Annotated in this window: 11 protein-coding genes and 2 pseudogenes; 5 read left to right on the plus strand and 8 right to left on the minus strand. The window is 75.6% G+C overall.

Annotation, left to right across the window (positions count from 1 at the left end; genetic code table 11):
* Nucleotide 1: 1 nt before the first annotated feature.
* A complete protein-coding gene (locus GQS09_RS21845) occupies nt 2-1,357 on the minus strand; it encodes a diaminobutyrate--2-oxoglutarate transaminase family protein (RefSeq protein ID WP_165988912.1) in 1,356 nt (451 codons plus the stop codon).
* Nucleotides 1,358-1,809: 452 nt separating this feature from the next.
* Between GQS09_RS21845 and GQS09_RS21850 the strand changes: the two genes are divergently transcribed.
* Nucleotides 1,810-2,706: an alpha/beta fold hydrolase gene (locus tag GQS09_RS21850; protein ID WP_165988914.1), complete on the plus strand. Its 897-nt coding sequence runs from the start codon at nt 1,810-1,812 to the stop codon at nt 2,704-2,706.
* 16 nt (nt 2,707-2,722) lie between these two features.
* Here the strand turns inward: GQS09_RS21850 and GQS09_RS21855 are convergent, their stop codons facing one another.
* From GQS09_RS21855 to GQS09_RS21865, 3 genes are all read right to left on the minus strand, one after another.
* Nucleotides 2,723-3,628, minus strand: a complete 906-nt coding sequence (locus tag GQS09_RS21855; RefSeq protein ID WP_165988916.1) for an ABC transporter ATP-binding protein — start codon at nt 3,626-3,628, stop codon at nt 2,723-2,725.
* On the minus strand, nt 3,628-4,683 hold the full coding sequence (locus GQS09_RS21860) for an iron ABC transporter permease (protein WP_313896270.1): 1,056 nt from the start codon (nt 4,681-4,683) through the stop codon (nt 3,628-3,630). Before GQS09_RS21860 ends, GQS09_RS21855 begins: the two co-directional genes overlap by 1 nt.
* A 124-nt stretch (nt 4,684-4,807) precedes the next feature.
* Entirely contained in the window at nt 4,808-5,881 is a 1,074-nt protein-coding gene (locus tag GQS09_RS21865; protein ID WP_399552577.1) for a FecCD family ABC transporter permease, read from the minus strand.
* Between the two features lie 86 nt (nt 5,882-5,967).
* Here GQS09_RS21865 and GQS09_RS21870 point away from each other — a divergent pair, with 86 nt between their 5' ends.
* Nucleotides 5,968-6,987: an ABC transporter substrate-binding protein gene (locus GQS09_RS21870; RefSeq protein ID WP_165988920.1), complete on the plus strand. Its 1,020-nt coding sequence runs from the start codon at nt 5,968-5,970 to the stop codon at nt 6,985-6,987.
* A gap of 107 nt (nt 6,988-7,094) precedes the next feature.
* Here GQS09_RS21870 and GQS09_RS21875 read toward each other — a convergent pair whose 3' ends face one another.
* The 3 genes from GQS09_RS21875 to GQS09_RS21885 form a co-directional block, all read right to left on the minus strand.
* Nucleotides 7,095-7,916: a (2Fe-2S)-binding protein gene (locus tag GQS09_RS21875; RefSeq protein WP_165988922.1), complete on the minus strand. Its 822-nt coding sequence runs from the start codon at nt 7,914-7,916 to the stop codon at nt 7,095-7,097.
* A 340-nt stretch (nt 7,917-8,256) separates the two neighbouring features.
* Entirely contained in the window at nt 8,257-8,844 is a 588-nt protein-coding gene (locus GQS09_RS21880; RefSeq protein WP_165988924.1) for a TetR family transcriptional regulator, read from the minus strand.
* 34 nt (nt 8,845-8,878) lie between these two features.
* Nucleotides 8,879-9,910, minus strand: a complete 1,032-nt coding sequence (locus tag GQS09_RS21885; protein ID WP_165988932.1) for an aldo/keto reductase — start codon at nt 9,908-9,910, stop codon at nt 8,879-8,881.
* Between the two features lie 696 nt (nt 9,911-10,606).
* Between GQS09_RS21885 and GQS09_RS21890 the strand changes: the two genes are divergently transcribed.
* Nucleotides 10,607-11,548, plus strand: a complete 942-nt coding sequence (locus GQS09_RS21890) for an MFS transporter (protein WP_243761649.1) — start codon at nt 10,607-10,609, stop codon at nt 11,546-11,548.
* Nucleotides 11,464-12,180, plus strand: a pseudogene (locus GQS09_RS21895) (MFS transporter); the annotation flags it as partial. The gene GQS09_RS21890 and the pseudogene GQS09_RS21895, both read left to right, overlap by 85 nt.
* Nucleotides 12,181-12,243: 63 nt before the next feature.
* Here GQS09_RS21895 and GQS09_RS21900 read toward each other — a convergent pair.
* Entirely contained in the window at nt 12,244-12,705 is a 462-nt protein-coding gene (locus GQS09_RS21900; RefSeq protein ID WP_165988928.1) for a cyclic nucleotide-binding domain-containing protein, read from the minus strand.
* 535 nt (nt 12,706-13,240) lie between these two features.
* On the opposite strand from GQS09_RS21900, the pseudogene GQS09_RS21905 reads away from it, so the two are divergent.
* Nucleotides 13,241-13,684: pseudogene (locus tag GQS09_RS21905) on the plus strand (hypothetical protein); the annotation flags it as partial.

Genomic DNA, 13,684 nt, shown 5'->3' on the forward strand with positions numbered 1-13,684 from the left:
GTCATGCGGCACGCTCCGGGCGGCCGTGCGGGGCGGCACAGACCGCGGCCAGGGCGTCGCCGAGGCGGTCCAGCACCGCGCCGGCCTGGGCGTCCGTCAGCACCAGCGGCGGCAGCAGACGCAGCACCGCGCCGCCGCGTCCGCCGAGTTCCAGGATCAGGCCCCGGTCCAGGCAGGCGGCCTGCACCGCCCGGGCGAACTCCGGGGCGGCCGGCCGGGCGCCCAGCGCGTCGGGCGCGGCCCCGGGGTCCACCAGCTCCGCGCCGGTCATCAGGCCCCGCCCCCGCACCTCGCCGATCTGCGGGAACGCGCGGGCCAGTTCGCGCAGCCCGAGACGCAGCCGGGCGCCCAGCTTCTCGGCGCGCTCGGCGAGCTGCTCCTCGGCCACCGTGCGCAGCGTGATCCGGCCGGCGACCATGGCCAGGGTGTTGCCGCGGAAGGTGCCGGTGTGATCGCCCGGCAGCCAGGTGTCCAGGTCCGGCCGGTAGGCGATCAGGGCCAGCGGCAGTCCGCCGCCCACCGCCTTGGAGGTGACCAGGATGTCCGGGGTGACGCCGGCCCGTTCGCAGGCCCAGTAGTGCCCGGTGCGGCCGATGCCGGTCTGCACCTCGTCCACGATGAGCAGCACCCCGTGCGCGGCGGTGATCCGGCGGATCTCGCGCAGCCAGGAGTCCGGGGCGGGGATCACCCCGCCCTCGCCCTGCACGACTTCGAGGATCACCGCGGCCGGCGGTGCCATGCCGCTGCTGGGATCGGTGAGGTAGCTCTCCAGCAGGCGGGCGGAGAGCCCGGCGCCGTGTTCCCCGCCGACGCCGAAGGGGCAGCGGTAGCCGTAGGGGTAGGGCAGCCGGGTCACCGGCTGGGCCTCGGCCGCGGGGCCGCGCATCCGCTCCGGCCCGGAGACGGAGGAGGCGCCCAGCGTCATGCCGTGGTAGGCGCCGGTGAAGGAGACGATGCCGCTGCGTCCGGTGGCGTGGCGGGCCAGCTTGAGCGCGGCCTCCACCGCGTCCGTGCCGGCCGGGCTGCAGAAGTGCAGCTTGGCGTGGTGCCGCAGGCTGCCGGGCAGCCGCTCCAGCAACTCCTCGCTGAAGGCGTCCTTCTGCGGGGTGATCATGTCCAGGGTGTGCAGCGGGACTCCGGAGGCCAGCGCCGCCTGGAGCCCCTCGACGACCGCGGGGTGGTTGTGGCCCAGGGCGAGAGTGCCCGCTCCGGACAGGCAGTCGAGGTAGGCGCGTCCGTCCGCACCGGTGACTTCCGCCCCGGTTGCCGAGACGGGCGCCACGGGGATGGTTCTGGCGTAGGTGCGGGCGGCGGACTCGCGTTGTGCCTGACGGCCGAGCAGTTCAGCACGCAGCATTGCGATGGGGACCCTTCGGTCACGACGGATTGTGGGGGTGCCGCGACCGGCGCACGGGGGCGGCCGGAACACGGTGCGGGCAGCACACGGGGCGCCCGTCGGGGGTTCGCCCCGACAGACGCGCGACTTAGGTTAGCCTAACCTTCATTGCTCGTGAAGAGTGACACGGCGCACGCCGCCGCCCCCGGCCGCCCCGCAACCGCCGGTCGCCGCCCTGCGGTTGCCGCCCGGCGCGACGCATCGCACGACATGCCGGGCCCGCCGGACCGGGCCGTGAACCGTCCGGCGGGTGCGGTGCGTACCCACGCCGGGACCGGGACGGGAACCCGGGAACCCGGGAACCCGTCGCCCGGCCACGGCGGCCGGGCACCGAAGCCGCACAGCCGCACAGCCAGACAGCCGCACAGCCGCACAGCCGCACGGCGACCGCACCGACTTCCCGAGGGGCAGCCATGCCGCACGTCACCCGCCCGTCGTCCGACCCCCGCCGGGGCCGGCCCGTCACCGGGCCCGCCCCGGCGGGCCGCGACCACTTCGTCACCGCCGGCGACCTGCGTTTCCACTACCGCGAGTGGGGCAGGCCGGAGTGGCCGCCGGTGGCGCTGCTGCACGGCGTGGTCGGCAACTCCTGGGAATGGATCACCGTGGCCCGGCGGCTCGCCGCCCACCGGTACCGGGTGCTCGCCTTCGACCAGCGCGGCCACGGAGCCAGCGAATGGGCCGCGGAATACTCCGCCGCCGCCATGTCCGCGGACATCCCCTCCCTGCTGGACGCGGTGCGGGTGCCCCGCACCGTGCTGGTCGGCCATTCCCTCGGCGGTATCCACGCCTTCCACGCCGCCGCGGCCTTCCCGGACCGGGTCTCCGCGCTGGTCCTGGTCGACGTCGCACCGGGACCGGTGTCCGACCCGGCCGCGATGGCCGGCGTCGTGTCCTGGATCCGCGGCCTGGGCGCCGCCGAATACCCCGGTCCGGCCGCCGCCTTCGCCCAGTGGAAGGCCATGAACCCGCGCGCCCGCGACGCCGAACTCCGTGAGTACATCGACCACAACCTGCGCCGGCTGCCGAGCGGGCGCTGGAAGTGGCGCTTCGACGCGGCGGGGCTGGCCTCCTACCTCTCCCGGCCGGATGCGCCCGGCATGTGGGCCGCGCTGCGGGCGGTGGCCTGCCCCGCACTGCTCATCCGGGGCGCGGAGAGCGAACTGATCAGCCCCGGGGCCGCCCGGGAGGCCGTGGACGCGCTGCCGGACGGCCGCCTCGCCGAGATCCCCCGCGGCGGCCACGACCTGACGGTGGAACAGCCCGAGGCGGTCGCCGACCGCATCCTGGCGTTCCTGCGCACCGTCTGAGCCCGGCGGCGGCCGGTCAGGTGCGGTGGGGGAGCGGCGCCGCGGGCGCCGCCGCGTCCCCTGGCCCGGGCAGCGGTGACTCGTGCCGGCTGAGCGGGATCACCAGCGGGGCACCCGTCCGCTCCTCGTGGCGGACCACGGCGCGCAGCCCGAACACCTCCCGCAGCAGCTTCTCGGTCAGCACCTGGGACGGGGTGCCGCAGGCCACGATCCGGCCGTCCTTCATGGCCACCAGCCGGTCCGCGTAGCGAGCCGCCAGCGACAGGTCGTGCAGCACCAGCACCACCGTCCGCCCGGTGTCCCGGTGCAGGTCCAGCACCAGGTCCAGCACCTCGATCTGGTGCGCCAGGTCCAGGTGGTTGGTCGGCTCGTCCAGCAGCAGCAGCTCGGTGTCCTGGGCCAGCGCCATGGCGATCCAGGCCCGCTGCCGCTGCCCGCCGGAGAGCTCGTCCAGCGTGCGCTCGGCCAGCTCCCAGGTGCCGGTGGCGCGCAGCGCCCGCTCGACCGCCGCCTCGTCCTCCCGCGACCACCGCCGGTACCAGGTCTGGTGCGGATGCCGGCCGCGTGCCACCAGGTCCGCCACGCACAGCCCCTCCGGCGCCGCCGGGGACTGCGGCAGCATGCCCACCAGCCCGGCGACCTCCCGCGTCGGCATGCGGTGCACCGGCCGCCCGTCCAGCAGCACCTGCCCGCCGGCCGGCTTCAGCAGCCGCCCGAAGGCGCGCAGCAGCGTGGACTTGCCGCAGCCGTTGGGCCCGATGATCGCCGTCACCGTGCCGTCCTCGATGTCCAGGTCCAGCTCGTGCACCACGGGGGTGCGGTCGTAGGCCAGGGTCAGCCCCTCGGCCCGCAGCCGCACCCGTCCCGCGCCCGCCCCGGGGCGGTCCTGCGGCGGAAGATCCTGGAGGTCCTGCGGGCTCATCAGCTACGGGCCTTTCCGCTCCGGACGATCAGATACAGCAGATACGGCGCGCCCAGCGCCGCGGTCAGAATCCCCACCGGAAGCTGGATGTCCGGGAAGGCGGTACGGGCCAGCACATCCGCCCAGACGGTGACCGCCGCGCCGGTCAGCGCCGAGGCCAGCAGCGGCGGATGCCCGGTGCGGGCCAGCCGCAGCGCGATCTGCGGGCAGGCCAGCGCGACGAAGGCGATCGGCCCGGCCGCCGCGGTGGCGGTGGCGGTCAGCAGCACCGCGGTCAGCAGCAGCGCGGCCCGGGAGCCGGTCATCGGCACCCCCAGCCCGCGGGCGGTGTCCTCGTCGAAGACCAGCGCGCCGAACGGGAAGGACAGCACCAGCGCCACCGGCAGCAGCACCGCCAGGGTCCAGCCCACCGGCCGCACGGTGTCCCAGCCGACGCCGTTCAGGCTGCCGTTCAGCCAGATCAGCGCCCGGCCGGCGTCCACGATGTCGGCCTTGATCAGCAGCCAGGACAGCACACTGGCCAGCACCGCGTTGACCCCGACACCGACCAGCAGCACCCGGTAGCCGCTCAGCCCGCGGCGCACCGCCAGCACATACACCGCCAGGGCGGCGAGCAGCGCGCCCGCCACCGCCGCGGCCGGCACGCCGAGGTCGGCCAGCGGTCCGCTGAGCCCGCCGTATGCGCCGCCGAAGACGATCACGGTGACCGCGCCCACCCCGGCGCCGGTGGTGATGCCCAGGATGTCCGGACTGGCCAGCGGGTTGCGGGCGATGCCCTGGATGATCGCCCCGGCCAGGCCCAGGGCGGCTCCCACCAGCGCGCCGGTCAGCGAGCGCGGCAGCCGCAGCCGCATCACCACGATCTGCGAGGTGCGCTCGCCGCCGCCCAGCAGCACCTCGGCCACCTCGCCGAGCGGAAGGGCGGAGGTGCCGCGCGCCGTGTTGACCACGATCGCGGCGGCCAGCAGCAGCGCCAGCGCCAGGGGCACCAGTACGGCGCGCGGGCGCCAGACCGCCGAGACCGGTCCGGCGCGCAGCGGTGTCCGTCCGGGCACGGTCCGGGGGCCCGGCGCCGCACGCCCGGCCGGCCCCTGCGCCGTTCCCGGGGTTCCGGAGGTTCCCGCGGTGGTCCCGGTGCTCACAGCAGAGTTCATGCCCATGCCCGCCTTGCCGTCGTCCTCACAGCCGCACCGGTTTCCGCCGGCGCACCAGGTAGATGAAGACCGGGGCGCCGATCAACGCCAGCATGATGCCCACCTGGAGCTCGCCGGGCCTGGCCACCAGCCGGCCCAGGATGTCCGCGGCGGTGGTCAGCGAGGCGCCCAGCAGGGCCGCGTAGACCAGGATCCAGCGGTAGTCCGGGCCGGTGAAGTAGCGGGCGATGTGGGTGGCGACCAGCCCGACGAAACCGATCGGCCCGCAGGCCGCCACCGCCGTCCCGGTCAGCAGCGTGATGGCCGCCATGCCCACCGCCCGGGTGGTCCCTACCCGCACGCCCAGCGCCCGGGCCACGTCCTCGCCCAGCGACAGGGCGTTCAGCCCGGGCGCGTTGGCCGCCGCCAGGCCCAGGCCCAGGACGATGAACGGCAGGATCTGCCAGGTGAGTTCCAGCGGGCGTCCGCTGACCGAGCCGACCGTCCAGAAGCGGTAGGTGTCCAGCGCCTGCCGGTCGAAGATCACCATGCCCGCGGTGAGCGCGGTGAACAGCGCGTGCGCCGCCGCCCCGGCCAGCGCCAGGGTCACCGGCGTCGCCCCGCCGCGGGCCGCGGTGCCGACCAGGAACACCAGCATGCTGGCTCCCAGCGCGCCGGCGAATCCGAACCACACATAGCCGTAGAGGCTGGTGATGCCCAGCAGGAAGACCGAGCCGACCACACACATCCCGGCGCCCGCGCTGATGCCCAGCAGCACCGGATCGGCAATCGGATTGCGGGTGTGACCCTGCATCAGCGCGCCCGCCACGCCCAGGGCCGCGCCCGCCACCAGCGCCAGCGCGGTGCGCGGCACCCGCAGCGAGCGGATGATGACGTCCCCCTCGGTGCCGGTGGAGAACCACAGCCCGTGCCAGACCTGGGAGAGGGAGAGCGGTTTGGTGCCGAGGGCGACGGAGAGCAACAGGGTGAGTGTCACCACGGCCAGCAGCACCAGCAGCCCGGCCCAGCGCCTGCGCACCCGCTCCGGCGCGATCTGACGCTTCTGCTGCCGCCCGGGCGGACCGGCCTTGCCGGAGCGCGGCGCAGATAGCGCTTCGATCACGATCTCCACCCCCGGTTCTGCGAGACAGGTTAGGTAAGCCTATCCTTACAGCGCCCGTCCCCGGAGAGAAGGGATCACCTCTCATGAGAGCCCGCTGGCTCACCCGCTTCGGCCGTACCGCCGGCACCGTACTGGTCACCGCCGGACTGCTCGCCACCGCCGCCTGCAGCAGCGATGACCCCGACAAGGATACGGATGCCGGTGGTGACACGCCGCCCGCCTCCTCCGAGGCCCCCTTCCCCCGGACGGTGACACATGCCATGGGCGACACCGTGCTGGAGGAGGCCCCCGAGCGCATCGTCGCCCTGGACATGACCTTCGTGGACGCCGTGATGGCCCTGGAGGGCCAGGTCGCCGGCTACACCACGGTCACCGCCCCGGACGAGGAACTCCCCGCCTACTTCGGTGAGGACGTCGCCACCTACGCGGCCGGCGCCGAGCCGGTGGGCCTGCTGGAGGAGCCCGACCTGGAGAAGATCCTGGAGCTGCAGCCTGACCTGATCCTCTCCGCCGCGGTGCGCCACGAGGAGATCTACGACCAGCTCGTCGCCCTCGACATCCCGGTCATCTTCACCGAGACCACCGGCGCCACCTGGAAGGACAACCTGCGCCTGGTCGGTGAGGCGCTCGGCAAGGAGGACCTGGCGGAGCAGAAGATCTCCGCCTTCGAGGAGCGCGCCACCGCCATCGGCGACAGCGTCCGCGCCTCGGCCGGCGGGAACCCGTCGGTGTCCGTGGTCCGGTTCGTGGACGGCCCGACCCGCCTGTACAAGGAGGACACCTACATCGGCGTCATCATCAACGACCTCGGCTTCGACAAGCCCGCCGACGCCCAGGGCACGGGCTTCAACGCCGACATCTCCGAGGAGGAGACCCTGAAGGTCGACGCGGACCACATCTTCGTGACCGCCTACCCCGACCCGGAGGGCCTCTCCGAGAAGAGCAAGGAGACCTTCACCGCCAACCCGCTGTGGGGTCAGCTCACCGGCGAGATCCACGAGGTGGACGACGAGACCTGGATGATCGCGGTCGGCCTGTACGGCGCCCACTCGGTGCTGGACGACATCGCCGAGGTCTTCGGCGTGGACCCCGCCGCCTCCTGACCGCCCGACGCCCGGCGGGGCATCCCGGTACCCCGGAAACCCGGTACCCGGATGCCCCGCCGCGTCGCCGTCCGGCGTCGCCGCCCCGGCCGCCGACGCGCCGCCGCTCAGCGGGAACGCGGGCAGCTCTCGCACAGCAGATCGGGCTTGAGGGTGTAGAAGAAGCAGCACCCCTGCCGGGTCCGGGCCGGCTCCGCGTCGCAGGACGCCGTGGCCGGCGGCAGCCGGTAGCCGGCTCCGCCCGCGTACGGGGCGGTGCCGCCCGGCAGGACCTCGTTCGCCGCCAGCGCCGCCGCGGGCATGTCGCCCAGCAGCCGCCCCAGATAGTGGATGCCCTCCGCCAGCTCGTCGGTGGCCATCGCCCACTGGGCGTGCCGGCGGCGCCGCATCAGCGGCCCCATCCGCTCCAGCACCGGCTCCAGGAACTCGGCCACCGCCCGGCGCAGTTCCCCGCGCAGTGCCTCCTCCCCGGCCACCACCCGGACCCCCGGCATCCCGGCGGCCGGATCGTCCGGCCCCACGCTCACCAGCCAGGGGTCCACGGCCAGCACGCCGCCGGCCTCGTCCAGGCCCAGCCCCTCGGGGGAGAACCAGGGCACCCGCCGCTCCAGATACCAGGGCCCGGAGAAGGCCAGGCAGGCCACGAAGGCGTAGCGGTGCAGCAGGTCGGTGGCGGCCACGTCCGGGCGCGGTGCGACGCCGTGCAGGTCGGCCATCCGCGCGGCGTGGATACCGGCCAGCCGCTCGGCCAGCCCGGCCTCCCCGGCCAGCCGCCGCGCCGTCAGCCACCGCTCGTCCCGGCGGTCGAAGCCGCCGGTCTCCGTGCGCAGCAGCGTGAACAGCTCAGCGAACCGCCGGTATGTCCGGTCCAGCAGTTCCGCCCGCCCGGCGGGCGGTGCGTCGGTGACGGCTGAGGCGAACGGAGACACCTGCACCCCTCGGAACGTCAGTCAATTAAGGCAAGGCTTACCTTACGGGGCGGGCTCCGTCGTTCGCCAGAGCGGTTCCGAGCTTTCACCCGGTCGCCGCCCCCGCTTCCGGTGCCGGACAGCCGGCCGCCCCGGTCTCCGGCTGCTGCGCCGCCTTCCCTGTGTCGTCCACCACGCCACCGTCGCGACCGCCGTCCGACCGCCGTCCGTGGCGACCGCCGTGCGTCCGCCGCCCGGCCTCCCCGCCGACTGGGACCGCCCCGCCCCCGCCGCCCGGCAGGCGGACCCTGCCGTCGGTGAGCATCACGGCACCGGCCGGCCGGGACGGGGGAGTGCGGGTTCAGGCACGCAGGCCCTGGAGGATCAGCGTGCGCAGGGCGGCGAAGTCGGCGTCGGCCCCGGGGGCGGACCACACGGCGGCATGGGCAGGGTCGTGGAAGCGGGCACTGGCGTGGAAGACGGCCCGGGCCGCGGCGACCGGGTCGTCGCCGGGAAGCGAGAACAGGCCGTCGCCGCGGCCGTCCGCGAGGATGCGCGCGAGCTGGCCGACGAGGGTGGTGAGGTGGCGCTCCACGACCTCGCTCGCCTCGTCGGCCAGCACCAGGTAGGTGGCGAAGAGTTCGGGGTCGTCGCCGGCCTTGCGGCGCTTGGAGGCGAGCAGGGCCTCCAGCCAGCGCGAGAGGCGCTCGTCCGCCGGGCCGGGCTCGCGGGAGATCGCGTCCAGGGTGCCGGTCTCCCGGTCCAGCCAGCGTTCGGTGACGGCCTCGCGCAGTGCCGTCTTGCTGGGGAAGTGCCGGTAGACGCTGCCGTGGGTGACGCCGAGCGCCCGGGCCACGTCCACCACCGTCGCCTTGGCCGGGCCGAACCGGCGCAGCACGTCCTCCGTCGCCTCCAGGATGCGGTCGCGGGTCAGGGGCTCCGGAGGCATGCTGCGCGGCTCTCTTCCTCGGGGCTTGGGGCGTTCAGGACTCTTCAGGTGCGGTGGGGCGGCGCCGTTCGCTGTCGAGGTGGGCCATCTGGTGGGCCGGGTAGCGGTCGCCGGAGGCGGCGCCGGCCGGGACGGCGCGTTCGACGGCGGCCAGGCCGTCCGCCCCGAGCCTAGCGTCCAGCGCGCCGAGCGCCTCCGACAGCCGGTCCCGGCGGCGGGCGCCGATCAGCGGGACGATGTCCTCGCCCTGCGCCAGCACCCAGGCGATCGCGGTCTGCGCGACCGACAGGCCATGGCCGGCGGCCACCGTGCGCAGCTCCTCCACCAGGGCGAGGTTGCGGTTCAGGTGCTCGCCGTCGAAGCGCGGGACGGCCGCCCGGAAGTCGCCGGGGGCGAGCCGGCGGTCGGCCGACCAGTGGCCGCTGAGCAGGCCGCGGGAGAGCACGCCGTACGCGGTGATGCCGATGCCCAGCTCGCGGCAGAGCGGCAGGATCTCCTCCTCGATGCCGCGGGAGATCAGCGAGTACTCGATCTGGAGGTCCGCGATCGGCGCCACGGCCGCCGCCCGCCGGATGGTCTCCGGGCCCGCCTCGGACAGGCCGATGTGGCGGACGTGACCGGCCTGGACGGCCTCGGCGATCGCCCCGACGGTCTCCTCGATCGGCACGTCCGGGTCCACCCGGGAGAGGCGGTAGATGTCGATGTGGTCGGTGCCCAGCCGCTGGAGCGAGTGGGCCAGGAAGTTCTTCACCGCCGCGGGGCGGCCGTCGTAGCCGAGCCAGCTGCCGTCCGGAGCGCGCAGAGCGCCGAACTTGACGCTGGTCAGGGCCTTCTCCCGGGCGGCGGGCGGCGCGGTGCGCAGCGCCTCGGCGATCAGCAGCTCGTTGTGGCCCATGCCGTAGAAGTCGCCGGTGTCCAGCAGCGTGATCCCGGCGTCCAGGGCGGCGTGCAGGGTGGCGAGCGATTCGCTGCGGTCGGCCTCGCCGTAGAGCGCGGACATGCCCATGCAGCCGAGACCGAGGGCGGAGACTTCCGGGCCGGCGGCGCCCAGGCGGCGGACGGGCATGGCGGTGGGGGTGGCGGTGGGTGTGGCGGGCACGGGGACTCCGTTCGCGGGGAGGGGCGGGAGGTTTGCGCTGTGCTGCTGACAAGCATGGCATGACGGATGACAGATTTCAATTTATGTCACTCACTTCTCCTGAAGGCCGGGTCCGGGGCCGGGTCCGGGGCCGGGTCCGGGGCCGGGCCCAAGGTCCTGTGAGCAAGGCCACGGCTGTCCGCAACGCGGGCGCGCGGCAGGGTGGTTGGCGGAACAGGACGGTCCCGGGAAGCCGATCTTGGTCTTCTCCGGGCGCGGCCGGTCTGCCAGNGGGTCCGGGGCCGGGTCCGGGGCCGGGCCCAAGGTCCTGTGAGCAAGGCCACGGCTGTCCGCAACGCGGGCGCGCGGCAGGGTGGTTGGCGGAACAGGACGGTCCCGGGAAGCCGATCTTGGTCTTCTCCGGGCGCGGCCGGTCTGCCAGTGTTTCGCCTGTGCTGATGCCAGGCACCGGCCGCGGGTGGTCATCCAGGCGCTGACCGGGCATCTCTCCGTTGCTCCGCTCGTCCGTCCGCACCCGGCACCCCTCCCCCTCCCTCCGCCATGCCTTCTCTCCTTGCCGCACTGCCCCGCCCGCGCACCGCCCGCACCGCGGATCGCACCGCCGACCGCACTGCCGCCCGCACCGCCGACCGCAATCCGTGGCGCTGCCTCCGCTCGCCGAGCATGCGCTGGTGGTCGGTCGCCAACCTGGTGTCCAACCTCGGCACCTGGATGCAGATGACGGTGCAGAACGTCCTCGTGCTCCAGGTCACCGGCTCGGCCGCGCTGACCGGTCTCTCCCTCGCCGTCCAGGCCGGGCCCGGCCTGCTCTTCGGCCTGCTCGGCGGTGCGGCCGTGGACGCCCTGCCGCGCAAACTGGTCGCCGGGCTCAGCCAGGCGGCTCTGGCGACGGTGGCCTTCACCACCGCCCTGCTGGTCGCCCTCGGCATGCTCAGCGTGCCGGTCCTGCTGGTCCTGGCCGCCGTCACCGGACTGATCGCCACGGTGGACGCCCCGGCCTGCGCGCTGCTGGGCAACGACCTGGTCCCGCCCAAGGACGTGCCCTCGGCGATCGCCCTGGGCTCGGCCGTGCACAGCGTCGGCCGGCTGGCCGGGGCCGCACTGGCCGGCGGCGCGGTGGTGCTGTTCGGCACCGCCTCGGCGTTCGTGGCGAACGGGCTCTCCTTCCTCTTCGTCGCCTCGGTGATCCCGTTCCTCAGACTGCTGGACCGTTCGGCCGGGGACGAGGAGGACGCCACGCCCGTGCCCGCGCCCCCTGCCGCGCCGGCGCCGGTTCCCGTGCCCGGTCCGCGGGCCGCGGCCACGCCGTACCAGATCCCCAAGCGGGCGCCGCTCGGGCCGCCCCGCCCCCACCCGCCGCAGCCCGCATCCGAGCCGGCCCCCCGTCCGGACAAGCCCGGGGAGGGCGAGGCCAAGGACCCGGCGCGCGCCGTCTCCGGCGGTCCCCGGGACGGGCTGAGGTTCTTCTTCGGCCGGCCGCGGCTGGTCGCCCTGGCGCTGATCACCGCGCTCGGCGCGACGTTCGGCCGCAACTACTCGCTGACCCTGGCCGTGCTGGTCACCGGGCCGCTGGCGGCCGGCGCCGGNGTCCCCGGGACGGGCTGAGGTTCTTCTTCGGCCGGCCGCGGCTGGTCGCCCTGGCGCTGATCACCGCGCTCGGCGCGACGTTCGGCCGCAACTACTCGCTGACCCTGGCCGTGCTGGTCACCGGGCCGCTGGCGGCCGGCGCCGGAGCCTTCGGCACGGTGGCCACCGCGCTGGCCGTCGGCGGCACGCTCGGCGCCGTGGTGGCGGGCATGCTCCGCAGGCCCTCGGTGCGGCTGGTCGCCGGCATGGCAGGCATCGGGGCGCTGCTGCAGATCGGGGCCGGCCTCACACCGGGCCTGCTGCTGCTGCTCGTGCTGGTGGTGCCGATGGCGATCGTGGAGTCCGTCTCCGACACCGCCGGGACGACCGTCCTGCAGACCGATCCGCCCGCCGCCATGCGCGGCCGGGTGCTGGGCGTGTGGCGCAGCCTGAGCACCGGCTGGGGCCTGCTCGGCCCGCTGGTCGCCGGCGGGCTGATGGAACTGCTCGGCGCCCGCGCGGCGCTGGTGCTGGGCGGCGTGGTCATTGCGGCCACGGCGGGCGCGGGCGCGCTGCTGCACGGGCGCGGGCGCCCCGCCCTGGCCGTGCTGCCGCGGCTCCGGCCGCTGCGCTTCGCCGCTGCCCGTCCGCAGCTCTCCGCCGTGGCCTGAGCCCGCGGCGGGACGCGCGTCACCCGGCCTCTCCGGCCTCCCCGGCGCCCGCCGCTCCGGTGATCAGCGCATCCCGCTGCCGTAGGGGCCGTACAGGTCCAGCAGCCGCACCCGGGCGGTCTGCAGGCGGTGGCCGACGATCTCCGCCACCCGCCGGGCGACCGCACGGCCCAGCACCGGGTCGGCCTCGCACAGGGCGCGGACCGCCGCCGCGTCGAACTCGTGGGCCCGCACCGGGCTGAGCGCCACCGCGCCCAGATGCCAGGTGCGCGGCGGGAACAGCCAGGACCAGCCCAGCAGGTCGCCGGGCCCGAGCGTCTCGACCACCGCCGGCGGCCGGCCCGGCACCTGGAGATCCAGGGTCACCGAGCCGGTGCGGATGATCCAGAACCGGTCGGCGGCGCCGTTCTCGCCGAAGATCCGGGCCCCGGCGGGGAACGAGACGTCACGGGCGGCGCTCATCAGCCGCTCCCGGTCGTCGGGACGGAGGACTCCGAGGAGGTTCGTCGCGGTCACGGCGGGCATGCCGATGCCTCCTTCGTGCGGCGGAGCGGCGCAGAGCTGCGGCAGTGGAGCGCCGCTGTGCGGTTGTGCGTACGGGGCGGCGGCGAGACCGGCGGGGGAAGTCCGGCGCGCCGCCGCCCGGGGCCCGGCAGGGACGATGCCGGGCCGGTGCCGTCATCCTCCGGCCCCCGCCCCCGGGGCGGGCAGGGGCCGACCGGCCCCCGGTGCCCGCCGCCCGGCCCTGTCCCGCCCGGCCCTGTCCCGCCCCGCCGTGCCCGCCCCGGCCGCGGGGACCGCCGCGGCGCCCGCAGTCACACCGGGGACCGGGCCCCGGCCGGGGGCGGGGGACGCGTACCATCCGGGCCCATGAGCGCAGAGCAGCAGTCGCCGCCCGCCGGGCTGGTGACGGCACTCGCCGGCCTCGCCGCACAACTGCCGGATGCCGCACCGGCGGGGCCGCCGGCCCCGCCGGTGCCGCGGCCCGGCGCGCCGGAGGTGCTGGCCGGCCACCCGGNAACTGCCGGATGCCGCACCGGCGGGGCCGCCGGCCCCGCCGGTGCCGCGGCCCGGCGCGCCGGAGGTGCTGGCCGGCCACCCGGAGCGGGTGGTGGTCCGGTATGGCGGCACGGTGGCCAAGGCACACGCCGCCGGCACCGACCCGGCCGCCCTGGAACTGCGGCTGCGGGTGGCCGCCGCGCCGGAACTGGCCGGCATCCTGCTGCCGCCGCTCGGGCCGCCCGCGCCCCGCCCGCTGCCCGGCGGCCGTACCGCCACCCTCTGGCCGTACGGCTCCCCGGTCGATCCTGCCGACCCGGACGCCGCGCCCTGGGAGGAGGCGGGGCGTCTGCTGGCCCGGCTGCACGCGGTCCCGGCGGCCCCGCTGGCGCGGCGGCTGGGTGCCGCGGCCCTGCCGGTGATGCGCGGCCCGGTCCGGGTCGCCGAGGCCATGACCCGGCTGCGTGCCGCCCGCGGGCGGGACCTGCCCCCGCGACTGGCCGCG

The sequence above is a fragment of the Streptomyces sp. YIM 98790 genome (genome assembly GCF_011421595.1).
Classification (GTDB): domain Bacteria; phylum Actinomycetota; class Actinomycetes; order Streptomycetales; family Streptomycetaceae; genus Streptomyces.

Excerpts from the sequence above, each read along its gene's own strand:
- GQS09_RS21845 (WP_165988912.1), bottom strand. The coding sequence starts at position 1,357 with ATGCTGCGTGCTGAACTGCTCGGCCGTCAGGCACAACGCGAGTCCGCC.
- GQS09_RS21850 (WP_165988914.1), top strand. The coding sequence starts at position 1,810 with ATGCCGCACGTCACCCGCCCGTCGTCCGACCCCCGCCGGGGCCGGCCC.
- GQS09_RS21855 (WP_165988916.1), bottom strand. The coding sequence starts at position 3,628 with ATGAGCCCGCAGGACCTCCAGGATCTTCCGCCGCAGGACCGCCCCGGG.
- GQS09_RS21870 (WP_165988920.1), top strand. The coding sequence starts at position 5,968 with ATGAGAGCCCGCTGGCTCACCCGCTTCGGCCGTACCGCCGGCACCGTA.
- GQS09_RS21880 (WP_165988924.1), bottom strand. The coding sequence starts at position 8,844 with ATGCCTCCGGAGCCCCTGACCCGCGACCGCATCCTGGAGGCGACGGAG.
- GQS09_RS21885 (WP_165988932.1), bottom strand. The coding sequence starts at position 9,910 with ATGCCCGTCCGCCGCCTGGGCGCCGCCGGCCCGGAAGTCTCCGCCCTC.
- GQS09_RS21900 (WP_165988928.1), bottom strand. The coding sequence starts at position 12,705 with ATGCCCGCCGTGACCGCGACGAACCTCCTCGGAGTCCTCCGTCCCGAC.